This window comes from Colwellia sp. BRX8-4 (genome assembly GCF_014077345.1).
In the GTDB taxonomy this organism is placed as follows: Bacteria; Pseudomonadota; Gammaproteobacteria; order Enterobacterales; family Alteromonadaceae; genus Colwellia_A.
The window spans coordinates 13,341-36,346 of the sequence record NZ_JACGVS010000021.1 but is presented as its reverse complement, the minus strand read 5'-3'; the positions used below and the strand labels follow the sequence as shown (position 1 = coordinate 36,346).

19 protein-coding genes are annotated in these 23,006 nt (G+C 38.1%); 10 read left to right on the top strand and 9 right to left on the bottom strand.

Annotation, left to right across the window (positions count from 1 at the left end; translation table 11 throughout):
- The first annotated feature begins 60 nt into the window (after nucleotides 1-60).
- Genes H4J56_RS15815 through H4J56_RS15800 form a run of 4 tightly spaced genes read left to right on the top strand, consistent with a single transcriptional unit; the run spans nucleotide 61 to nucleotide 3,003 of the window.
- Entirely contained in the window at nucleotides 61-654 is a 594-nt protein-coding gene (locus tag H4J56_RS15815) for an XTP/dITP diphosphatase (RefSeq protein WP_182251344.1), read from the top strand.
- 2 nt (nucleotides 655-656) lie between these two features.
- Complete coding sequence (hemW, locus tag H4J56_RS15810) at nucleotides 657-1,805, top strand: radical SAM family heme chaperone HemW (protein ID WP_182230159.1); 1,149 nt, start codon at nucleotides 657-659, stop codon at nucleotides 1,803-1,805.
- Between the two features lie 2 nt (nucleotides 1,806-1,807).
- On the top strand, nucleotides 1,808-2,320 hold the full coding sequence (gene tadA, locus H4J56_RS15805; RefSeq protein ID WP_182230160.1) for a tRNA adenosine(34) deaminase TadA: 513 nt from the start codon (nucleotides 1,808-1,810) through the stop codon (nucleotides 2,318-2,320).
- A gap of 44 nt (nucleotides 2,321-2,364) precedes the next feature.
- Nucleotides 2,365-3,003, top strand: a complete 639-nt coding sequence (locus tag H4J56_RS15800) for a lytic transglycosylase domain-containing protein (protein ID WP_182230161.1) — start codon at nucleotides 2,365-2,367, stop codon at nucleotides 3,001-3,003.
- Here H4J56_RS15800 and H4J56_RS15795 read toward each other — a convergent pair.
- Nucleotides 2,959-3,417 (bottom strand): MarR family transcriptional regulator, encoded by a 459-nt coding sequence (locus H4J56_RS15795; RefSeq protein WP_310733846.1) that lies wholly within the window; start codon nucleotides 3,415-3,417, stop codon nucleotides 2,959-2,961. The two genes, H4J56_RS15800 and H4J56_RS15795, sit on opposite strands and share 45 nt — an antisense overlap.
- A gap of 161 nt (nucleotides 3,418-3,578) precedes the next feature.
- The gene (locus H4J56_RS15790) at nucleotides 3,579-4,253 is read right to left on the bottom strand and encodes a nitroreductase family protein (RefSeq protein WP_182213965.1); all 675 of its coding nucleotides are present in this window, start codon (nucleotides 4,251-4,253) and stop codon (nucleotides 3,579-3,581) included.
- A 376-nt stretch (nucleotides 4,254-4,629) separates the two neighbouring features.
- Here H4J56_RS15790 and H4J56_RS15785 point away from each other — a divergent pair, with 376 nt between their 5' ends.
- Entirely contained in the window at nucleotides 4,630-5,520 is an 891-nt protein-coding gene (locus tag H4J56_RS15785) for a universal stress protein (RefSeq protein WP_182259588.1), read from the top strand.
- Between the two features lie 142 nt (nucleotides 5,521-5,662).
- On the opposite strand, the gene purL is transcribed toward H4J56_RS15785, so the two are convergent.
- A complete protein-coding gene (gene purL, locus H4J56_RS15780) occupies nucleotides 5,663-9,589 on the bottom strand; it encodes a phosphoribosylformylglycinamidine synthase (RefSeq protein WP_182222231.1) in 3,927 nt (1,308 codons plus the stop codon).
- Nucleotides 9,590-9,851: 262 nt separating this feature from the next.
- Between purL and mltF the strand changes: the two genes are divergently transcribed.
- Nucleotides 9,852-11,222 (top strand): membrane-bound lytic murein transglycosylase MltF, encoded by a 1,371-nt coding sequence (gene mltF, locus H4J56_RS15775; protein ID WP_259366376.1) that lies wholly within the window; start codon nucleotides 9,852-9,854, stop codon nucleotides 11,220-11,222.
- A gap of 272 nt (nucleotides 11,223-11,494) precedes the next feature.
- On the opposite strand, the gene H4J56_RS15770 is transcribed toward mltF, so the two are convergent.
- Nucleotides 11,495-12,085, bottom strand: coding sequence for a carboxymuconolactone decarboxylase family protein (locus tag H4J56_RS15770; RefSeq protein ID WP_182259587.1), 591 nt, complete (start codon nucleotides 12,083-12,085; stop codon nucleotides 11,495-11,497).
- Between the two features lie 497 nt (nucleotides 12,086-12,582).
- Here H4J56_RS15770 and H4J56_RS15765 point away from each other — a divergent pair, with 497 nt between their 5' ends.
- A complete protein-coding gene (locus H4J56_RS15765) occupies nucleotides 12,583-13,353 on the top strand; it encodes an ABC transporter substrate-binding protein (protein ID WP_182222187.1) in 771 nt (256 codons plus the stop codon).
- 129 nt (nucleotides 13,354-13,482) lie between these two features.
- On the opposite strand, the gene cysS is transcribed toward H4J56_RS15765, so the two are convergent.
- Nucleotides 13,483-14,868, bottom strand: coding sequence for a cysteine--tRNA ligase (cysS, locus tag H4J56_RS15760; protein WP_182222186.1), 1,386 nt, complete (start codon nucleotides 14,866-14,868; stop codon nucleotides 13,483-13,485).
- Nucleotides 14,869-15,058: 190 nt separating this feature from the next.
- On the opposite strand from cysS, the gene H4J56_RS15755 reads away from it, so the two are divergent.
- The 3 genes from H4J56_RS15755 to H4J56_RS15745 all read left to right on the top strand — a co-directional run bounded on the left by H4J56_RS15755 (nucleotide 15,059) and on the right by H4J56_RS15745 (nucleotide 17,479).
- On the top strand, nucleotides 15,059-15,550 hold the full coding sequence (locus tag H4J56_RS15755; RefSeq protein WP_070374269.1) for a peptidylprolyl isomerase: 492 nt from the start codon (nucleotides 15,059-15,061) through the stop codon (nucleotides 15,548-15,550).
- 9 nt (nucleotides 15,551-15,559) lie between these two features.
- Entirely contained in the window at nucleotides 15,560-16,315 is a 756-nt protein-coding gene (locus H4J56_RS15750; protein WP_310733770.1) for a UDP-2,3-diacylglucosamine diphosphatase, read from the top strand.
- A gap of 150 nt (nucleotides 16,316-16,465) precedes the next feature.
- A complete protein-coding gene (locus H4J56_RS15745; protein ID WP_182222185.1) occupies nucleotides 16,466-17,479 on the top strand; it encodes a GGDEF domain-containing protein in 1,014 nt (337 codons plus the stop codon).
- Between the two features lie 20 nt (nucleotides 17,480-17,499).
- On the opposite strand, the gene H4J56_RS15740 is transcribed toward H4J56_RS15745, so the two are convergent.
- The 4 genes from H4J56_RS15740 to H4J56_RS15725 all read right to left on the bottom strand — a co-directional run bounded on the left by H4J56_RS15740 (nucleotide 17,500) and on the right by H4J56_RS15725 (nucleotide 22,759).
- Nucleotides 17,500-18,267 (bottom strand): tRNA isopentenyl-2-thiomethyl-A-37 hydroxylase MiaE, encoded by a 768-nt coding sequence (locus H4J56_RS15740; protein WP_182230164.1) that lies wholly within the window; start codon nucleotides 18,265-18,267, stop codon nucleotides 17,500-17,502.
- Between the two features lie 320 nt (nucleotides 18,268-18,587).
- Complete coding sequence (locus H4J56_RS15735) at nucleotides 18,588-19,703, bottom strand: lipocalin-like domain-containing protein (protein WP_182259592.1); 1,116 nt, start codon at nucleotides 19,701-19,703, stop codon at nucleotides 18,588-18,590.
- A gap of 7 nt (nucleotides 19,704-19,710) precedes the next feature.
- Nucleotides 19,711-22,122, bottom strand: coding sequence for an ABC transporter permease (locus H4J56_RS15730; RefSeq protein ID WP_182259586.1), 2,412 nt, complete (start codon nucleotides 22,120-22,122; stop codon nucleotides 19,711-19,713).
- Nucleotides 22,106-22,759, bottom strand: a complete 654-nt coding sequence (locus tag H4J56_RS15725; protein WP_182213981.1) for an ABC transporter ATP-binding protein — start codon at nucleotides 22,757-22,759, stop codon at nucleotides 22,106-22,108. Before H4J56_RS15725 ends, H4J56_RS15730 begins: the two co-directional genes overlap by 17 nt.
- Nucleotides 22,760-23,006 lie beyond the last annotated feature (247 nt).

The window sequence follows — 23,006 nt, the reverse complement described above, 5'->3', positions numbered from 1 at the left end:
TATATAAAATCAGGTTTTACCTGATTTTACTTTTTCATTTCTACACGCTCAAGGTACAAAATGTCAACCATCGTATTAGCCACAGGCAACCCAGGTAAAGTTAAAGAACTTAGCCATTTATTAGCCGCACATAGCATTGAAATAAAACCCCAAAGTGAATTTAATGTCAGTGAAGTGGCAGAAACAGGCACTACTTTTGTTGAAAATGCCATCATTAAAGCGCGTCATGCAGCTAAAATAACGGGCTTACCGGCAATCGCTGACGACTCAGGTTTAGAGGTTGATGCATTAAATGGCGCACCGGGGGTTTATTCGGCGCGTTACGCGGGTGAAAACGCTAGTGATAGTGACAATACTGATAAACTGTTAAAAGCATTAGAGAATATACCTAATGAACTACGTACCGCTCGATTTCATTGTGTGCTGGTTTATATGAAACACGAGCACGATCCAACGCCGATAATTTGTCATGGCGTTTGGGAAGGCACAATTACCCATGAAAAATTGGGCGAACAAGGTTTTGGTTATGATCCTATTTTTTGGCAAGAGCTACAGCAACAAACTTCAGCACAATTGCCTCGCGATTTAAAAAATAGTTTAAGTCACCGCGGCCAAGCACTTGCTAAGCTTGTACAACATTTTGGTGTTAAATAATAATGCTACAAGCGCCCCCGCTTTCTTTATATATCCATATCCCTTGGTGTGTTGAAAAATGCCCATATTGTGATTTTAACTCACATGCTTTGAAATCAGCGGTTCCAGAAGAAGAGTATGTAAAACATCTTATTGATGATTTAGATGCAGATATCGCCAAGTTCTCTCTAAGTGATCGCCCATTACACACTATTTTTATTGGTGGTGGTACACCGAGCTTATTTTCTGCACAGGCGATTGAAAGTTTATTAACCCAAGTCCTTGCGCGCTTCTCACATAAAGATGACATTGAAATAACGTTAGAAGCGAACCCAGGCACCGTTGAAGCTGAAAAGTTTATTGGCTTCTTTAATGGTGGTGTTTCAAGACTATCGATTGGTGTACAAAGTTTTGAATCTGACAAACTAATAAAATTAGGTCGAATTCATGACAGTAACCAAGCAAAAAAAGCAGCCGAGTTGGCTTATTCTTGTGGTATAAAAACCTTTAATCTTGACTTAATGCATGGCTTACCACAGCAAAACATTGCTAACGCCCTTGATGATTTAACCACCGCTATTTCACTGAATCCAACCCATTTATCTTGGTATCAGTTAACAATAGAACCCAATACCGCTTTTCATTCTCGCCCGCCTAAGTTGCCTGAAGACGAAGTACTTTGGGATATTCAAGATCAAGGTATCGCCTTATTAGCTGCCGCGGGTTATCAGCAATACGAAATATCGGCTTACAGTAAACCCGGTTTTGAATGTCAGCATAATATCAATTACTGGCAGTTTGGTGATTATCTGGGCATTGGCTGTGGCTCACATGGCAAAATAACAGATCCACTTAATGGTAAAATTTTCCGTACCATCAAAGTAAAACACCCTAAAGGTTACTTAGACGAGAGTCGTCCACACTTAGATCATTTAGTTGAAGTCAGTGCACAAGAATTACCTTTTGAATATATGATGAACAGACTGCGCTTACATGAACGTTTTAGCTTAACGGAATATCAACAAAGAACAGGCTTATCAATTGAAACTGTCTTGCCGACATTGCAAATCGCTAAACAAAAACAATTGATGCAAGAAAACAATGATGGCACTTGGCAAGTCAGTAAATTAGGTCATCGCTATTTAAATGACTTACTCGAGATGTTTTTATAGTGATGGATAGTGAAGCACAACAAGCATTAGACCAAGTGTTTATGCAACGAGCTTTTGAGCTTGCCCAACAAGCAGAAGCGATTAACGAAATCCCCGTTGGTGCTGTGGTTGTCGCTAATAATCAAGTGATAAGTGAAGGCTACAATCAGTCGATTACACTTAACGACCCATCAGCCCACGCTGAAATGGTTGCGATACGCCGAGCTGGCTTAGCTTTACAAAACTACCGTCTGCTCGACTGTACGCTCTATGTAACATTGGAGCCTTGCCCAATGTGTGCTGGTTTATTGGTACATAGCCGAATTAAACGCGTGGTGTACGCGACGCCAGACTTAAAAACAGGCGCTGCAGGTAGTGCCTTTAATTTATTGTCTGATGAAAAGCATAATCATCAAATTGTGCTGTCTTGTGGCATTATGGCAGAAGAATGTAGCCAATTACTGTCCGCTTTTTTTAAACGCCGCAGAGCTGAGAAAAGAGCACTAAAACAGCAAGCGAAGTTAGTACAAAAATAAGCGCTATACTCAGTATTATTGTTACTTCAATCTAGAGCGTTTTATTGAAATTATCTTGCGGCTTATTGTTCCTATTTATGTGCTTCACTCATCATGCCATTGCAGAAGATAGTGTGAGAGTTTACCAATATCAATCAGAAAAAGGCATCAGCTCTTTTTCTGATATTCCCCCTAGTACCTCAAGTTATCAACAGATCAGCATAGGTTGCTTTGCCTGTAAACTTAACGCTATGGTTAACTGGCATAACACGCGTTTATTTATTGATCACTTCAGATCAACCATCAATCAACAGGCAAAGCTTTATAAAATTGACCCTGCCCTTATTCTTGCGGTCATTCATGCCGAATCACACTTTAACCCACAAGCTTTGTCTAAAACTGGCGCACAAGGGCTCATGCAGTTAATGCCGGCAACAGCTAAAGCGTTAGGCGTTAGGAATTCATTCGATGCTAAACAAAATATTAGCGCAGGCAGTAAACATTTAGCACGTTTAATAAGAAAGTACGGTGGTAATATTACGTTAGTTTCAGCGGCCTATAACGCAGGCGAAGGTGCTGTTAAAAGGTATAACGGCGTGCCCCCTTTCCCTGAAACTGAAATTTATGTTGAACGGGTAAAAATTTTACATCAGCGCTATTTAACCCACATCACCACTTCGCCCTTTTTTGTACCAACGAATTAATTCTTTTTGATCGCCAGGAGCATCTTCACCTCGCGCTATTTTAGTGAGCGCTTGTTTCGCTAGTAATTGTTCGACTTTATCTTCAATTTTACTGAGCGTATTATAAAAAGCACTAGTTTCATCAGCGGTTAAAACACTTTCAAGCTCTTTTGAACGCAACTCCATCGCGGTAGTAAGCTGTTGATATAACGCCTTACCTTGGTCATTTAGGGCTAAAATTTTAATGTTTTTACTTTTTTCATCTCGACGAATGTCGATTAAACCTTTTTTATCTAATGCTTTTACTGCACGACTAACATTATAAGAATCAATACGAGATTGATAAGCAATGTCCGCTGATTTAATCGGCATGTATGAGCCAATATTTAATAGAACGCGCATTTCTCTGGGTTCTAGATCACAGAGTTCACGAATTTTCCAGTCACGATTTAAAGCGAGTAAATTGCTAACAACCGCGACTCTAAACGGTAAGTGCTTGGTTAAATCTAAGGGTTCAGCTATTTCTTTCGTTAGTCTAAACGCTTTATTTCTGGCAGATATAGTAATGAGAGTACCTCGGGGTTTTAAAATAAGGACTACAAAAAAGTCGCAATTTCATTCAGTGGTTTTTTAACTAAAGCATGCTGAGGCACAGTAGCATCTTCGCTTGGATAGCCGGTAATAAGTAACATATAAGCGCGATCATTTTCTGGACGTCCACACACTTTACTTAAAAAAGACATAGGTTTTGGTGTATGGGTTAGCGTCACTAAACCAGAGGTATGCAAGGCATTAATTAAAAAGCCCGTCGCGATCCCAACAGATTCATGAACATAATAGTTAGTGTTTTTCTCTGTTGAACTTATGCCACCTTTCTTTTGGCTGAATATGGCGATAAGCCATGGTGCATTTTCTAAGTAAGGTTTATTAGCATCTGTGCCGAGCGCTTTTAAAGCACCTAGCCACTCTTCACCTGCTCGGCCTTCATAAAAGCCTCGTTCATGAAATTCAGCCTGTTCTCTAATTTTCTTTTTTATATCGCTACTATGCACAGCGACAAAGTGCCAAGGTTGATGATTAGCACCACTTGGCGCCGTTGCAGCCGCTTTTATACAGTTTTCTATAATCTCTTTAGGCACAGGGCGATCGCTAAAATTGCGAATGCTATGGCGACGCTTTATATCCAAGTAGAAGTTTTCAGAACGCAAGCGCATTTCTTCAACAGGGTATTCAATGTAATCGGTGAGCGGGCTTGAGTCATGATCTTGCATCGAGATTTATCCATTTTATTTAATACCAATAGCTAGCAGGATATAACACTGTACAGATATTGCAAGTGCAACAACAATTATAGTCAGCATGCTATTTTCCGTACCTATATTTTTACACTATTGTCGATAAGTTAAATAAATTGAAATCAAAGCAGTTAAGTAAAATTACGCTTTATAATTAATTTTACAATTAACGCTAATATTTTCAATAAACTAAAATCAACAATTAAAATCTGTATATATGTTCTACTTTTTATGATTATTTTATTATAAATCCTTCCTTTTTAAGTTTAAATAAGTCTTGTGGCTACATAACCTATTTTCATAAATAAACTATATTTAATTATTTGCTTTTAAAGTAACTGGAGACACTTCCATGGATAGCTTCTCAAATATATTAACGCTAGTTAAACCTAGAACGAGCGATTTAATTTCACTAAAAAAATCGATACTTTTGGCTAAAAATAATCACGCTCGCGTCACTGTTTTAGCAACAAAAGAAAAACCTTCTCGCTATGAACGCTGGCTTAATCATAAAACAACAACTGAGTTAGATAATGAAGAAAAAATTAATAGCTTAATTCATCTTGCCAAACAAGAAGGTATTTCTATTAACTATAAAATACGCGAGGAGCGCGATCAATTTATCACGCTAAAAAAGCAACTAAAGGAAAATCAGTATGACTTGGTGGTAGCAGAAAACCTAAAAAAAGCACCACACCTTTGGACGTTTGAACAAGCAGAGTATACGCATTTATTACGTGTTTCAGATACGTCAGTTTTATTCGTTGGTGACCATCAATGGTTAAATAATGGCAATGTACTAGCGGCTATTGAAACAGAGGAAAATACCGTAACGCATAAAACATTTAATAATGAAATTATTGAAAAATCATCTGATTTAGCAAAACTATTAATGAGTGATATTCATTTGTTTAATTGTTATTTAGAAAGTTGCAGTGTTTCCTTTCAGCCAATGAAGTCAATGAAACAATCTAAAAATCATTTAGATCATCTAACATCATTCGTTAAACCCTATCATTTTAAAGGTGAAAATTTACACGTTGAGGAAGGATTAGCCGATGATATTATTCCATCTTTAGCAAATAAATATAATGCGAATGTTGTGGTTATGGGATATGGGGAACACCAAGGATGGTTATCTAGAATTAAAGGTCACACGCTTGATTATGTTTTAAATAACTTACATTGTGACTTGTTAGCATTAAAGCAATCTAATAACCATGCAAATAAACCACACCACTGAGCAAAAATTATTTTCTTATTAAAACAACCCTATAAATAATTTTCTGATTAAAATAATTTTAGACAAAAAAATACCGTTCACCTTAAGTGAACGGTATTAAATGGTTAAGTGCTTTATTTTTAACTAGACACACTCAAAAAAATTAACCAATAAAAGCACGCGCATTACGGAACATGCGTACCCAAGGTGAGTCTTCTTGCCATTCATCTGGGTGCCATGAGTTTGCAACCGTTCTAAAAACACGCTCAGGGTGTGGCATCATAATAGTAACACGGCCGTCTGTTGTGGTTAGGGCGGTAATACCGTCTGGCGAGCCGTTCGGGTTAGCTGGGTAAGTTTCAGTAACTTGACCATAGTTATCAACATAACGCATTGAAACCGTGCCAGAATCATTGGCTGCGCCAATGGCTTCTTCAGAACTAAACTCTGCATGACCTTCACCATGAGAAACAGCAATCGGCATACGAGAACCTGACATGCCTTTAAATAATACTGAAGGGCTTTCTTGAATTTCAACTAATGAGAAACGTGCTTCAAAACGTTCAGATTTGTTTTGTACAAAATGTGGCCACGCTGCTGAACCTGGAATAATTTCTTTCAGGTTAGATAACATCTGACAACCATTACAAACACCTAAAGTAAAAGTATCTTGGCGTTCGAAAAAGGCTTTGAACATGGCTTTAGCATCTTTGTTAAACAAGATAGATTTTGCCCAACCTTCGCCAGCACCTAATACATCGCCGTAAGAGAAACCACCACAAGCGACTAAACCGTTAAAGTCAGCTAAATCGGCACGCCCTGATAAAATATCAGACATATGCACGTCAATGGCAACAAAACCAGCACGGTCAAAAGCGGCCGCCATTTCAACATGAGAGTTAACGCCCTGCTCACGCAATATCGCAATTTTAGGGTTAGTGCCCTGCAATGAATCTTGTGCAATTAACTTAGCAACAATATCCTCATTAATATCAAAAGTAAGCTCAGCATGTAAACCTGGGTCTTCGGTATCGTACTTAACATCATGTTCTTGTTGAGCACATTCAGGGTTATCACGCAGTGACTGCATTCTGTAGGTGGTTTGTGCCCAGACGGTACGATAGTAAGTACGAGAATTTTCAAGTACTACCTTGCCATCACGGCTAAAGCGAAGCGTATCTTCGTTATTAATGCGGCCGATATCAGTACAACAATCTAAAATTCCATGAGCCGCTAAAATAGCATCAATCGCTGCGACATCGCTTTCACGAATTTGAATAACAGCACCGAGCTCTTCATTAAACAATACGTCAATGTCATTACCTGAAACTGAGCTTAATTTTGTTAGATCAATATCAACACCGGTGTGACCAGCAAAAGCCATTTCAACGACAGTTGTGAATAAACCACCATCAGAAATATCGTGATAAGCAATAAGCTTTTCATCACGAACCAAGGTTTGCATAGCATTAAAGAAGCCTTTTAAGGTTTCAGGACAATCTACATCGGGGGTTTCATTACCCAAGTGCTTATAAACCTGTGCTAAACATGAGCCACCTAAGCGCTTTTTACCTTTTGATAAATCAATAGCTAGAATTCGAGTCTCGCCTTGATCTATTCTTAACTCAGGGGTGACTGTTTTTCGAATATCTTCAACAACACCAAAAGCAGTAATGATTAATGACATAGGTGAAGTGACTGATTTTTCTTCGCCGTTATCTTCCCATTTGGTTTTCATTGACATTGAGTCTTTGCCAACCGGAATAGTTAAGCCAAGCGCAGGACAAAGTTCTTCGCCTATGGCTTTAACCGCTTCGTATAAACCAGCATCTTCACCTGGGTGACCTGCGGGTGACATCCAGTTAGCAGACAATTTAATACGGTTTAAATCACCGATATCTGTACCGGCAATATTAGTTAGTGATTCAGCGACCGCTAAACGAGCAGAAGCGCCAAAGTTTAATAATGCGACCGGTGTACGTTCACCCAAAGACATCGCTTCGCCATGGTAAGAGTCAAGCGCAGAGGCGGTTACACCACAATCGGCGACAGGTACTTGCCAAGGGCCAACCATTTGATCACGATTAACCATACCTGTTACCGAGCGATCGCCAATGGTGATCAGGAACGTTTTTTCTGCAACTGTCGGTAATGACAATATGCGGTCCGCGGCATCCGCTAAGGTAATATCCGTTAAAGAGAACACATCACCCGCTGCTTTAGCTGTGGCGACATCTTTAAATATTTTAGGCGTTTTGCCTAATAAGACTTCAAGCGGCAAATCAATCGGGGTATCGCATTTAGCATTACCAGAAAAATGTGCATCAGTAACCGTTAAGTGTTCCTCTTCGGTTGCACGCCCTACCACTGAGAATGGTGCGCGTTCACGAAGACATATTTGTTCAAACGTTGCTAAATTCTTGTCTGATACTGCAATAACATAACGTTCTTGAGATTCGTTACACCAGATTTCATGAGGAGCCATGCTGCGTTCATCATTAGGAACATTACGCAGTTCAAAAACACCGCCACGACCGCCATCAGACACTAATTCAGGGAATGCATTAGATAAACCACCTGCGCCAACATCATGAATAAAAGCGATAGGGTTGTCTTCGCCAAGCTGCCAACACTTATCGATAACTTCTTGGCAACGACGTTCCATTTCAGGATTTTCACGTTGCACAGAAGCAAAGTCGAGGTTCTCGGCTGATTGGCCAGAAGCCATTGATGATGCTGCTCCGCCACCTAAACCGATATTCATTGCCGGACCACCAAGTGCGATTAAGTGAGCACCAACAATAATTTCACGCTTTTGTACGTGTTCGTCACGAATATTACCCAAACCACCGGCTAGCATGATGGGTTTATGGTAACCACGAACCTCTGAGCCATTAAACGAGTTAACTTCTTCTTCGTAAGTACGGAAATAACCTAAAATAGCTGGACGGCCAAATTCATTATTAAATGCCGCTCCGCCTAAAGGACCTTCCAACATAATGTCTAATGCTGAAACGATACGATCTGGTTTACCAAAATCAGTTTCCCAGGGTTGAACAAAATTAGGAATGCGTAAATTTGATACTGAAAAGCCCACTAAACCTGCTTTGGGCTTGGAACCAATGCCTGTCGCGCCTTCATCACGAATTTCACCACCTGAGCCTGTTGCTGCTCCAGGGTAAGGAGAAATAGCTGTTGGATGATTATGCGTTTCAACTTTCATTAAAATTTGAATGTCTTCGTGATGATAACTATAAACGTTGGTTGCTGGATTAGGGAAGAAACGACCACCTTTATTACCGACCATAACGGCAGCATTATCTTTATAGGCACTTAAGACAAAGTCAGGGTTTATTTCATGGGTATTACGGATCATTTTAAACAGCGACTTCGGCTGTTTAACACCATCAATAGTCCAGTCAGCATTGAATATTTTATGACGACAATGTTCAGAGTTTGCTTGAGCAAACATGTAGAGTTCGATGTCGTGTGGGTTTCTACCTAACTTGGTAAAGTTTTCGAATAAATAATTTACTTCATCTTCTGCTAGCGCTAAGCCTAATTCGACGTTAGCAGCCATTAATGCGTTTTTACCACCATTTTCAATATCTATAACGGTTAATTCACTAGGTTCAGCCGTCGCAAAAAGCGCAGTCGTTGCTGACATCTCAGTAAAGACCGTTTCCATCATTCGATCTGAAATTAAATGATTGAGTTGAGCCTGCAGCTTTGCATCCAAAGGTTTGCTGGTAATATAATAAGCAATACCTCGTTCTAAACGGTTAACTTTCGCTAGACCACAATTATGAGCAATATCTGTTGATTTTGAAGACCAAGGAGAAATAGTACCCGGACGCGGAGTAACTAATAAAAATTGACCAACAGGTTCATGTTCTTCAATGTTTGGTCCATACTTAAGAAGTTGCTGTAAAACTTGAAACTCTTCGTCGCTAAGATCAGCTGAAATATGTGCAAAGTGTGTGAATTCAGCATAAATATCTGTCACAGGAAGTTCTAATTCAGCGCATTGAGCCAATAACTTTTTAACTCGAAAGTCTGAAAGAGCAGGAGCGCCGCGAAGGGTTTTCATCAACATCGTCATAAACGTAATCACCAGTTTAGTTTTATTTTAGTTGCGTTTTCGCAGTTAAAATAATGGAAGAAAAATCGCGCATATTATAGTTTATATAAAGGGTTTTGATAAGCGTTAAAAGATTAACTTAAACAGTTAATCTTGATAATTGATAAAAAGTGCTTTGAATAAAGCTGGAATCACGCCACAATGACCTTATATGATTAAGATAAATTTTAAAATAGTTAAAAAAATCAGCAAGTTTGTAAGCATATTCTTCTTGAGTACTTTTTTGCTATTCGGCTGTCAGCCAACAGAAGATAATGCCAGTTTGCAGCGAATAATTGAGCGTGGCTATATTAAGGTCGGTACTATTTATGGCTTAACCAGTTATTATCTAGAAGCTGAAGACGCTGCAGGTTTTGAATATGAGCTGGTAAAAAATTATGCAGACTCATTAGGTGTTGAATTAAAAGTAGTGCCTAGCTATAGCCTTGAAGAACTTTTTGATAAATTAGACAGCGGCCAAGTTGATATATTAGCAGCAGGCTTAGCGGTGACCGATAAAAGACGTCAAAAATATAATTTCTCTCCTAGTTATGATGATATCAGCCAAAAACTCGTTTTTAAACAGGGCGGCATTCGACCTCGTGACATAGAAGATTTAACGGGGAATTTATTGATCATGGCGCATTCAAGCCATGAAGAAAATCTTATCCAATTAAAAAATAGCCATCGTGAGTTAACTTGGCAAATCAGTGATGAATTCGATAGCGAAGAATTATTACTGAAAGTATTATCAGAAGAAATTGACTACACCATTATCGACAGCAATACCCTAGCAGTTAATCGCCGCTATTATCCTGAAATCAGCATTGGCTTTACCATAAAAAAACCACAACCTTTGGCTTGGGCAGTTAGAAAAAATAATGACCAATCAATCTATGCCAGTCTTGTTGAATTTTTTGGCAAAGTACATCACGACGGTACATTATTAGCACTTAATGACAAATATTATGGTCATGTTGAAGAGTTTAATTATGTTGATACCCGAATGTTTATTAAAGCGGTTGAAGGTAAACTGCCTCAATACCAACCGCTCTTTGAAAAGTATAGCCAAGAGATTGACTGGCGATTATTGGCCGCGATTAGTTATCAAGAATCTCATTGGGAACCTCACGCCCGCTCGTATACGGGTGTGCGTGGTATGATGATGTTAACTTTGCCAACGGCTAAGCAAATGGGTATTAAAAGTCGCTTAGATGCTGAACAAAGTATTCGTGGTGGCGCTAAATACTTTAAACAAATGATCGATAGAATGCCCGATAGAGTACCTTTCCCCGATCGTTTGTGGTTTGCACTTGCCTCATATAATATTGGTTTAGGCCATTTAAATGACGCACGAAAAATAACAGAAAAACAAGGTGGCGATCCCGACCGCTGGGTAGAGGTTAAAGATCGCTTACCATTACTTAAACAAAAAAAATATTACAAGCCAACTCGATACGGTTATGCCCGTGGTGATGAAGCGGTAAATTATGTTGAAAACATCAGACGTTACTACGATACCTTGACTTGGATGGATAATAAATCAAGAGAATATGTTCTTCCTGAACCGGTGGAAACGCAAGCCATCGCTATAATAGAATAACTTAAGTTGATAATCTGTGTTAATGTGAAGTTAGCTGTTGTTTCACTCAATAACTTTTACGTTGTCATCAAAGTGAAACATAGTTAAGCAATACTAAGTAAGTAGATAACTTCAAAGAGAGTCAAAATGAACAATAAAATTAGACGACAAGTACAAAGTTCCCATAGAAAAAGACAGTTACAACGACAAAAACATAAGATAAACACCCGTCGCTTGGGACATTTCCTAATAGAAAACCAATAGAAAATCACTATTGGTTTTCACCAATAACCTTAAGTATGCTTACCTTGAGTCCATGTTGACTCGTTCAATAGTCGATTACCTGCATCAACAGCCCCTGTTTCCATGGTTGTCCCCATAGAGTCATTCCAACGATTTAAAAAGCCAAATAAAGATATAACGCTAAGGATTTCAACAATTTCACCGTTATCCCAGTATTTATGTAGTTCGCCAGATATACTATCGTCAACGGCATTGGGTACACTTGAAGCCGCAAGCGCAAATTCAAACGCTGCTTTCTCTGCTTTACTGTAGCTATCACTTGTTCGAAAAGACCAAATATCAGCTAACCTTTGGTCAGTTCCACCATAGCGCTCTGCCGCTAAAATTGTATGTGCCTCGCAATAGCGACAACCTGTATTAGCACTGGTTATATAACCCACCAAACGTTTTTGTTCAGCGGTTACTCTACCTTCATTTGCCATTACAGCAATATTTAAACTAATAAACGCCTTAGCTATAGCTGGGCGCCGTTGCATGGTCAGTAAACTATTCGGACAAAAACCTAACGTTTCATTAAAGAAACGGGCAAGCTCAGTAATGTCTTCATTTTCATCGCCAGTAAGTGGCTCAACTAACGCCATAACTATCTCCAAGTATCGTTAAACTAATCGTTAAACTAATCGTTAATGATAGATTAGTGCAAACCGGAGATATTGCAAGTGCAACATCTTCGGTTTATGTAACTGATAGGAAAGTATCAAATAATAAGGCGTTAGAACGCCACGGAAACGGCGGTGATATTCAGCTAAATTCACTTTAGCAATAATAAAGTTAACGCGTTAGCTGTTAAGCAGCGAACAACAACAGGGCCAGCTAAATCTAGCCGTATTACTGTTTATCTAGCGGATAATTAATAGTTTCAACGCCAATATTAATTTATTTTTATCGACAGCAACTGCACTTTTTGCTTTTAAATTAAGCTTATGTCAATGTAGATGTAACAAATTGTTGCTGTTGGTACCATTGATAGTGCAGTATGATGATATAAATTTGTCTACAATCCACTTCTAGGCAAATAAAGTTAACCTTAATATCAGGATCTCGATTCATTAATTAGCTGATGCATGGAAGAAAGAGAATGAAAAAATATATACTCTTAGTTCTATTATTGATTGTAAATAGTCCTGCTCACACTGCTCCTTCAAGAGATTATGCGGTTGGTTGGGAGTTATGGTATCCCTATCAATATCACAATAAAAAACAAGAACTTGTTGGTTTAGATTTCGATATTTTCAATACTATTATTAAAGAAACTAATTTCAAGGTAACCTTCACTGAACTGCCTTGGAAAAGACATTTACAATACATAAAAACAGGCAAAATGGATATGGCGATGGGTGCATCCTATACGCTTGAACGAGAAGAAAACGCCTATTTCTCTCTACCTTATCGTCTTGAGAAAGTTAATCTTTTTGTCAAAAAAGGCATGGCTGATAAAATTAAGCTCGAGACATTAGCTGATCTGGCTAATTCTAATTATATGATTGGTGTTGAAGGGGGATATTTTTATGGTGAGGAATTTCAAAAACTTATTACAACCAAAGACTTTCAAAGCCATATTAATAACGTTATCGACTTAGAGCAAAATGTAAATCTATTGCTAAAAGGTCACATCGACGGATTTTTGGTCGACCCTGTAACGATGAAAGTGTTCTCTGAAAAATATTTTTTGCAAGATGAGTTTGAAATGCACTCATTAAAAATATACCAAGATAATATTCATATTATGTTAAGCCGTGAATCCTGCACTATTGAAACCCTTAATCTTATTAATAAAGCTATTACCAAATTAAAACAAAGTGGCGAAATTGCTAAAATAATTAAACGCTGGACAGCAAACAATCAGTAATTAACACATTATTGTATTTCGTAGATCATCTAATTTAAAAAGTAACATGACTTTTAAAACAAAAAACCTCAATAACAATGTGTTATTGAGGTGTCATTTTTTATCAACTGGCTGTTAACCGTCTATAAATTAGCTTTTACGCCAAGTGGTTTTGCCAGCACTGTCTTCAACGATAATATTCATCGCCGCTAATTTATCTCGAGCTTCATCAGCTAATAACCAGTTTTTACTTGCTCTCGCATCATTACGTTGTTTTATTAACGCTTCAACTTCAGCGACTTCATCGCTGTCACCTTTTCCTTGTAAAAAACTTGCTGGAGATAATTGTAATAAACCAATCAATTCTCCCAAACCTTTAAGCGTCGCGGCTAAATAGGGCGCCTTATCACTGCTTTCATTTTTAGCGACATTTAACTCTTTGGCTAAATCAAATAATACCGCTAACGCTTGTGGTGTATTAAAGTCGTCATTCATTACTTTAATAAATTGAGCAACAAACGTGTCATCCTTATCTAGTGAAAAATCAGCAAGCACCTCAACATCACGCAAAGCCGTGTAAATACGCTCTAGAGCAGAGCGTGCCTGTTCTAAATTATCTGTAGAATAGTTTAGCTGACTACGATAATGTCCAGAGGTTAAGAAGAACCGAACAGTTTCTGAGTCATACTGGCTTAGCACATCACGAATAGTGAAAAAATTATTGAGTGACTTTGACATTTTTTCTTGGTCAACTTGCACCATACCAGTATGGATCCAATAATTCACGTAAGGGGAATCAAGCGCACAACAACTCTGTGCTACTTCATTCTCATGGTGTGGAAACTGTAAATCTGAGCCTCCACCGTGAATATCAAAATGATGACCTAGTTCTTTAGCGCTCATCGCTGAACATTCAATATGCCAACCAGGACGCCCTGCTCCCCAAGGTGATTCCCAACTTGGATCGCCTGGTTTAGCTGACTTCCACAAAACAAAATCCAGTGGTGACCTTTTACTTTCATCGACTTCTACACGAGAGCCGGCTTGTAATTGCTCTAAATTTTGACCGCTGAGTTTGCCATAGTCTGCAAAGCTCGACACAGCAAACAACACATCGCCACTAGTGGCGACATAGGCATGCTCTTTTTCGACAAGTGTGACGATCATGGCAATAATTTCGTCCATGTGCGTCGTTACTCTTGGTTCTATATCTGGTCGTTCAATATTCAAACTATCAAAGTCTTCATGCATTAATGCAATAGTACGCTCGGTAAGCTCATCTGGTGTTTCGTTATTTTCTTGTGCCCGCTTAATTATTTTATCTTCAACATCGGTGATATTACGGACATAATTTACGTCATAACCAGAAAACCTTAGGTATCTAGCAATGTTGTCAAAGCTAATATAAGTACGTCCATGACCGATATGACATAAATCGTAAACCGTACAACCACACACATACAAACCGACTTTACCTGCTTCAATTGGGGTAAAAACTTCCTTCTGGCGGGTCAATGTATTGTATATCTGTAACATAAGATTTTCTGGCTCCGATCACGATTAAAATAGGGGTAATTAATAGTTAATAAAAATTATATCAATTTTCGATAATTGTACCCGAACAAAGCGCTAGGGTCATTATTTACCTACACATTATCCATAAGTTTGCTTTACAGTTCTGTGCTTTCGTTTACAATTCCCACATCGAAATTGAAGAGTAAATAAAATGATCATTTTAAAAACAAACTTAGGCGATATCAAAATTGAATTAAATTTTGATAAAGCACCTCTTACAGCAAAAAACTTTCAACAGTATGTTGAAGACGGTTTTTACAACGGCACTATTTTTCATCGTGTCATTAAAGGTTTTATGGCACAAGGCGGTGGTTTTGCTTCTGGCTTAGAAGAAAAAGATTCTCGTGAAACCATTCAAAACGAAGCAAGTAATGGCTTAGAAAATAAGCGTGGCACTTTAGCGATGGCAAGAACACAAGAGCCACATTCAGCTTCAGCTCAGTTTTTTATCAACTTAAGCGACAACGATTTTTTAAATTTTAAAAACGAATCTGTGCAAGGTTGGGGTTATTGTGTATTTGCTGAAGTTGTTGAAGGCATGGACATTGTTGATAAAATGACTCTGGTTGAAACTGGCCGTATGGGTTTTCATGACGATGTTCCAACAGAAGAAATCATTATTGAATCAGCGATTGTTGAATAATAAAAATTAGTGACTAACGCAATAAACAACAAATCAGTAACCTACTTTATTGCTGATTTGCATTTAGCGCAAAACAGGCCCGATATAACGGCCTGTTTTTTGTCATTCCTTGAAAAAGATGCCCCTAACGCCGAAACACTATATATATTAGGTGACTTATTTGAATACTGGATTGGTGATGATGATAAAAATCCTTTTGTCGTCGAAGTAGCCCTCGCGCTAAAAGCATTAAGCATGCTAGGTACTCGTATTTATTATATTCATGGTAACCGAGACTTTCTCTTAGGGAAGCGCTATGCCAAAGCTTGTGGCATGACGTTATTACCTGAAGTGGATGTTATTGATCTCTATGGTAAACCCGTCGTTATTATGCATGGTGACACTTTATGTACACGTGATATCGCTTACCAAGCCTTTAGAAAGAAATCTCGTTCTTGGTGGTGGCAAACGATGATTAAAAACTTACCACTGTTTGTACGTAAGAATATTGCTGAAAATTATCGCTTAAAAAGCGCCAGTGCAACGGCAATGAAGTCACAAGAAATAATGGATGTCACCGAGACAGAGGTTGTTGACAAGCTTGAATTACATCATTGTCAGTTACTTATTCATGGACATACTCACCGCCCTAACATTCATCATATCCAAGCCAATAACCTACCTGCTCAGCGCATTGTTTTGGGTGATTGGTATGAGCAAGGCGCATGGTTAAAGGTAACAAAAGACAGTATAGAGTTACTTTCTCAAGCCTTTAAAACGCCTTAAACTTATTTTCTCAATAAATTAAATACTGCTGTTATAAATAAGTAATATCACGACAAAAAAAATGATTAAACCGGCTATTGTGTCGCATTTTCCATTGAGTTTTCTTTTAATTAACTGTTATTATGTAGAAAAATAATAAAGAGAATTACGATGCAGGGAAGTTTTGATCAAGCGATGAAAGTCGCAGAACAAGCTAAAGAATTTATGCTTTTGCATCTAATTGCGCCCATACCGAGCCATTACGCTGTTGCCTACTGTTATTTTTCAAAAGAAAACGTGTCACTCATAAAAAAAATAGATGGGCAATTAAGCAGCAAAAAGCCACTCGACGCTATTTTTATCGACGCATTGTTTAGTGAGTTTCTTTCAAACAGCCAAAATATTGAAGATAATATCTTTACACCTTTTGGCGAAACACTGAACAGTACCTTAGCGCAACTTGATAACCAAGTTTCAAGCGGACAAGCAGTAATAAGTCATCTCAATAAAATAGAAAAAACGCTTGGTCAGCTAAGTGTAGAAAAGCCTCTCCAAAACATTACTACTTTTTTACTTAATGCTATAGGACAATCGACAGCTCAACATGAGTCTTTATCTACTGAGCTATATAAAGCATCTGAAGAAGTATCACAGTTAAAACTGAAGTTAGAAGAATCTCGTCAAGAAGCCCTAATTGATACCTTAACAGGATTATTAAACCGTCGAGGCTGTGATAAAAAATTACAGGCACTATCACTTGATAACATTCATTCATCATTAGTTATCGATATTGATCACTTCAAAAAAGTGAATGATTCTTTTGGACACAGTGTTGGCGATAAAGTGATTCAGTTGGTGGCAAAAATCATCAAAGAACACGTCACACCTGATGACATTCCTGTGCGCTACGGCGGTGAAGAGTTCGTTGTGGTATTATCAAATAAGTCGCAACAATTTGCTCATACGATGGCTGAAAAAATACGTTTGGCTATTGCGAAATTAAAATTAGTGCAACGTCAAAGTAATACTCAGCTTCCGCCTATTACGGTGTCTATTGGGGTTGCCGAATTACACAATAACATGACATGGGCAACATTATTTAATAATGCCGACCAAGCGTTGTACCAAGCAAAAAATTCCGGCAGAAATCGTTGTGTATTAGCAAGCGCCAATACTGCAGCTTAACTTGAAAAAGCTAACTAAGCTTAAAGAGTCGCTGCAGGTAAGCCACTATGAAACTTAAAGTCTTCATCAGCACTAATAATTAACGTCGCTTCGATATCAGCAAAATATTTTATTCGTTCAGAAATATCGGTTCCAGCAATCTCTGTCGCTAATGATAAGTAATCTTGATAATGGCGAGCTTCGGAGCGTAGTAATGATATATAAAAATCACCCAGACGTTTATCAACATGAGGGGCTATTTTAGCAAAACGTTCACACGACCTAGCTTCGATAAAGGCACCGATAATTAACTTATCAACCATAGCATCAGGTTCAAAAGATTTTACATGACGAAGTAAGCCTTTCGCGTATCGGCACGGCGTAATACTTTGATATTCAATACCATACTCATCCATCATTTCTAATACTTGGTAAAAATGATGTAGCTCTTCTTTGATCAGTAAGACCATTTTGTCGATAAGGCCTTGCCCATGTGCTGAACCTGACTTAGGTAATATGGCTTTAGTTAACTTGTTTTTCGACGGTAATGAGCGCCAATCCCCTTGCCTTTTATAGATTAATTGCTCGAATGGCTGCAGCCATGCCAACAAAGCATCACCGCTTTCTTTATCAACTGCATATTTTCGGATCAAAAACATAGCGGACTGAGCTGCTTTTAATTCACACACCAGGTGATCAATTAATAGCACGGGTAAATTTTCAGGCTTAACGGCTTCATCAATCCATGCTTGTGGTGTTTCACACTTTAAGAATGACAATATTGGAGATAATAATTTTGTAGTCGACATTTGGTGAAATTCTTCACTATATACACTAGATTGATATCGATTTTATCATACCCTTATTAATAATTGCGCGGCTATTTTCAGAGAAAGTTAACAATCCAATAATAATTGAGTATTGTCTATGCTACTTTAAACGCGAAGACCACAAAGTAAGGGGTTTTATGAAACACATTATCTCACTCAGTCCCCTTTTAGAGAGTAAAAAAAGTAATATTATCAGGTAATGATGATGGCAATTTTTGCATATAACTTACGCATGACTGCTTTTATTAGTCATTTTGACCAGGGTTTGCAAAATAAAATAACAACTTAATAATGAATAATTAGTGGCCAGTGATTTCGGCATAGCCAATACCATTAAAACCACCCGTTGCTTTTACGCGTCCTTCCCAGTAAGGGATTGTTAATTGATTACGTGAATCTTTGGTAATACTTTCAATAATAATGATTGGTCTATTCGTTAATTCAACTTGCCATTTACTAGGATAATCGTGGTTATTTAATGTCACGGTTTCAATAACAGACAGCTTAATATCTTCTTTAAAAAGCGGTGTTGTTTCGCCATTGGGGGCTATCTCAGTACCACTACAATACTCATAATTATTATCATTACCTCGAATACAAAAGAGCATGAGCCCTTGCTTTTCTGATTGAGTGGCTGATTGAGTGGCTGATTGAGTGTCAACAATACTGAACCAATCCCAACCGAGTTGATTTTTGTCGAGTAAACTCGCCGACCACTCTCTGTCATACCATGCATTCCCCGAAACGTTATAGGTTTTCCCCGCAAAAGTTAGACGGCCTTTTACCTTTAAAAAGGGATAACTAAAGTAATAAGACGCATGACCACTTTGTGTTTTTTGGCTATAGCCCTTGTCGCCATGCAAGGCTATTGGGCTGTCGCTTAGTGTTAATGCTATTTCATAGTTTTCATGTGCTGCTGTTAAATTGAGTGGCAAAAATTCGTTGTTGATACTGCTCAACTGCCAATCATCAATACTGGCATCAAACGGCGAGCTAATGACCTTAGCTTGCCTTGCTCGTGAAAACCGTTCAAACGCAACATGATCTTGTTGGTGTTGCATGGCAAAATGAGCAAAGTAAAGATTGTTATCCCACCATTGTGACTCAAGGTTAGCTGGCATTAGTGTGCGAAATAATGTCCATTGAACTCCAAAAGTCTCGCCAGTGTCACTTTGCAAATTAGCCGTTACATACCACCACTCAATACCTTGTTCAGCATGAATACCATGATCAGCGGGAAAGATAAGAGGAGTGCCCTGTATTACCGGTTTGCCAATAGCCACTTGTAATTTAGATGATGTTATTTTTTGCTCAGTCGGTTGACACGCAGACAGCACAAAAATTAACAGCACAAGCGTAAATCGTACAAAAACAAACGGAGTCAATAATACCCCGGTCAAAGCTTGTCTTTTTATCACGCGATTATGACTCCTTAGTCGCTAAGTTAGTTAATTTTCGGATCGGTAAATAGGCACATAAAACAGAGACTCCAACTAGCGTTAAGCACGTTATTAATAAACTGCTTAAATCTAAACTAAAGTGAATAGTCCAACCAAAGGCAATTGGCATGACAAACTTTAATAACGCAAAGCCCAGTGCGAAGCCAAGCGGAATAGCAAACAAAGCAGTAAACACAACCACGCCTGCTGTTTGTAGCAGTTTCATGGTTAATAATTGCCCTTGTGTTACGCCTAAATTACGTAATATGGTTAATTGCTTTAATTGATTAACACTTAAACTTAATAGGCTGGTACACAAACTTAACAATGCAATAGCGAGAATAAAACTATTGAGTGCTTTGGTCACTACAAACGTATCTTCAAACAAGGCATTAGCTATTTCTTTAAATCTTTTATTGGCTAAAATTTTTGTACTGTCTTGTTTAAATTCGTCCATTAAACGCTCGCTAAAAACAGCAACGGAAGTACGACTTTTTAGCCGTATTGAATAACCAAAAACATCACGGTTTAGTGCTGCTGTTTTCTGGCGTTCCTCTAACGTAAGTAACGATATTCTTGGGTTACCATAATCATAAAAGAACCCTGTTATACGACAAGTAAATTTAGTTGAATTTTGCTTAAATACCATCACGTCATTTAATGAATAATTAAACTTAATTTTACTTTGTTCGTTAGCCAAGCAACCTTGACCATAAAAATTTTCTCCATTAATGGCTGAGCCTGAAGTCAGCGAAATATGTTGATAATGTTCAAAGCTATTACCAAAACTTGCAAGATTCGCAGGTACTTTATTTACATCACCATCACTTTGCATATAGATACTCAACTTCTCAACTTCAGGTAAGTTAGTGAGCGCTTGCCTTAAAGTATTATCGAGTTTATCTGAACGTAAATAAATATCTGCACTTAATTGCTTTTCAAGATGGGCATTTAACGTATGGCTAAAGCTTTTCACCATAATTTGCATGCCGATAGCACTGCCAAGCGCCACTAGAATTGCAATAATAGCAATATGAAGGTCTTTTACATGAAGTCGGGTATCGGCATGAAGCCATTGTGTTAATGGATTTGTGATTGTCAACGGTAATGAAACCAAGAGAGACAGTACTTTAGGCACAAGTAAAATAAACAACATTAAAAGCGCAAAACACAGCAGCAAGGCTTGATACTCATTAGTCGCATAATAGAGTAACCCTATGACTGCTACTAATGTACTGACCAACAAACTATAGAACATCAATTGACTTTTTTGGGCAACTTGCTTGGCTTGCGCCAAAAGTATTACCCCCAAAGCCGAAATATTAAGGGCAAAGCCTAATAAGACATTTGACCATTGCCAATTGATCACAAGCGCTTTATCGAGTTGATACAAGCCAACTAGAGTGCTGTTAACATCAAGCACTAATGCATTAGCAATTAAATAACCACCTAATGTACCTAATAAAGCAGTGCAAACACTAACAATAATAAGTTCAATGACAAGACTCAGTTGAACACTTAACTTAATGCAACCTAATAGCTGCATTTGCTCTATTAATTTTTGTCGCGCAGTTAACGTCAGTTTTATCGCATTAAAACTCAAAAACGCCGCAACAATATAACCAAGCATGGCAAGTGCGGTCAAATTAAAAAAGAAGGCTTCAGATAAAACATCGAACGATTGTTGCTCTGCATCAATCAACTGTGCTTGCCCAGCAATTAGCTGTGCTATTTCTACTAATTGCTGCTCGCTAACATGCGAGAGCTCAATAAAGCTGAGTTGCCCTTTAGCTGCTAATAAATAATCAGCATTGGCGATATCGGTGATCGCCCAAAGTCCAATATTGTCAGCTAATACAACTTCAGGTTGTTGCTGATCGTTTTGCAGCGAAAAATTTATTGGTTCACCTGTTTTTGTCACGATGCGTTTTGCAAATTTCGAGTCAACTAATAAGGTAGAAAGGGAAAAGCGTTGAGCTGTTTTATCAACATTTTCATCACTTTGTTGGTATTGCGCACGGTTTAACCACAGCAGAGTATCCACACCCTGAATGGCAAGTGTTTCTCCGTTGTTGGTTTTTAATTGACCTCGTAAAACGGGTTGAGTATTGATAAAGCCATGTTGTCGTAAAGTGAGCCATATATTGCCATCAATAAAGTACTTTCCTGTTAATGGCTTAATTAAATGTGTAACGGGGTTATTGATTAATGCGGAAGAATTTTGATAGCGTGTATTAGCCTCTTGATTAAGGCCAGAAATTGCGGTTAATAGTGCACTACCTAGACTAAAACCTAGAAAAAATAACGCCATTAACCAAGGATGTCTTCGATAGAAGGCTAAATGAGTGGCGATAATAAGTTTAATTTCATTGGTCAAATTATTCAAAATGACCATCTCTAAGTACTTTTACATGGTCAAAGTAATCGGTTAATTGATGACTGTGAGTCACCATCACCAAATTGATTTTTTGCTCACTGCATAACTCAGTAAGAAGTTTAACGACTTGGTGCGAGCGCTGCCGATCTAAGTTACCTGTTGGTTCATCTGCAAAAATTATCTGAGGTTTGTTGAGTAAAGCTCTTGCGATACCAACTCTTTGTTGTTCTCCACCTGAGAGTTTTTCTGGCAGTGAATCGAGCTTACTTTCGAGCCCGAGTTTATTGACGATATTGTCAAATTCATCCGCTGGTTTTTTGGGGTAATTGAGTTTGTGTTGAAAGAGAATATTTTGCTTTACGGTTAAACAGTCAAGCAATTGGTAATGCTGAAATATTAGCCCTATTTTACGACGATAAAGCGCAAGTTCTGTTTCATTCAGTGATGAAAGCTCTTGATTGTTAATACTTACCGAGCCACTATCTGCTTGCAAGAGTCCCGCTAAAATATGTAAAAAGGTTGTTTTACCTGAACCACTATCACCAAGTAACGCGAGGTGCTGTGCTGCAGGTACAAATAAATCGAGTTTATTTAAAATATTTTGTTTGTTGCCGCCATCATTACGGCTAAAAGATAAGTCCTTCACGCAAATCACGGTAACTCCTTATTATTACGTAGAATATCATGGTAAAAACACTACAAAATCACCCAAAAAGTATTTAATCCCCTAAAAATCAACCCTTCATTCAGCGAGATAATTATGAGTAATAATTTCATTTAGCCGACACTAAGTGAGTAATTAACAATATAAATAATTTTTTTACAGCTCCATTAACTCATCCCTCGTGTTTAACATTATAAAAAAGAAGGTAGGCGCTAATAGTGTTGTGGTCTAAATATCC

What these genes read in the sequence shown, in the direction of transcription:
- H4J56_RS15815 (WP_182251344.1), top strand. Translation starts at nt 61, where the DNA reads ATGTCAACCATCGTATTAGCCACAGGCAACCCAGGTAAAGTTAAAGAA.
- hemW (WP_182230159.1), top strand. Translation starts at nt 657, where the DNA reads ATGCTACAAGCGCCCCCGCTTTCTTTATATATCCATATCCCTTGGTGT.
- tadA (WP_182230160.1), top strand. Translation starts at nt 1,808, where the DNA reads ATGGATAGTGAAGCACAACAAGCATTAGACCAAGTGTTTATGCAACGA.
- H4J56_RS15790 (WP_182213965.1), bottom strand. Translation starts at nt 4,253, where the DNA reads ATGCAAGATCATGACTCAAGCCCGCTCACCGATTACATTGAATACCCT.
- H4J56_RS15785 (WP_182259588.1), top strand. Translation starts at nt 4,630, where the DNA reads ATGGATAGCTTCTCAAATATATTAACGCTAGTTAAACCTAGAACGAGC.
- purL (WP_182222231.1), bottom strand. Translation starts at nt 9,589, where the DNA reads ATGAAAACCCTTCGCGGCGCTCCTGCTCTTTCAGACTTTCGAGTTAAA.
- H4J56_RS15770 (WP_182259587.1), bottom strand. Translation starts at nt 12,085, where the DNA reads ATGGCGTTAGTTGAGCCACTTACTGGCGATGAAAATGAAGACATTACT.
- H4J56_RS15765 (WP_182222187.1), top strand. Translation starts at nt 12,583, where the DNA reads ATGAAAAAATATATACTCTTAGTTCTATTATTGATTGTAAATAGTCCT.
- cysS (WP_182222186.1), bottom strand. Translation starts at nt 14,868, where the DNA reads ATGTTACAGATATACAATACATTGACCCGCCAGAAGGAAGTTTTTACC.
- H4J56_RS15755 (WP_070374269.1), top strand. Translation starts at nt 15,059, where the DNA reads ATGATCATTTTAAAAACAAACTTAGGCGATATCAAAATTGAATTAAAT.
- H4J56_RS15745 (WP_182222185.1), top strand. Translation starts at nt 16,466, where the DNA reads ATGCAGGGAAGTTTTGATCAAGCGATGAAAGTCGCAGAACAAGCTAAA.
- H4J56_RS15740 (WP_182230164.1), bottom strand. Translation starts at nt 18,267, where the DNA reads ATGTCGACTACAAAATTATTATCTCCAATATTGTCATTCTTAAAGTGT.
- H4J56_RS15730 (WP_182259586.1), bottom strand. Translation starts at nt 22,122, where the DNA reads ATGGTCATTTTGAATAATTTGACCAATGAAATTAAACTTATTATCGCC.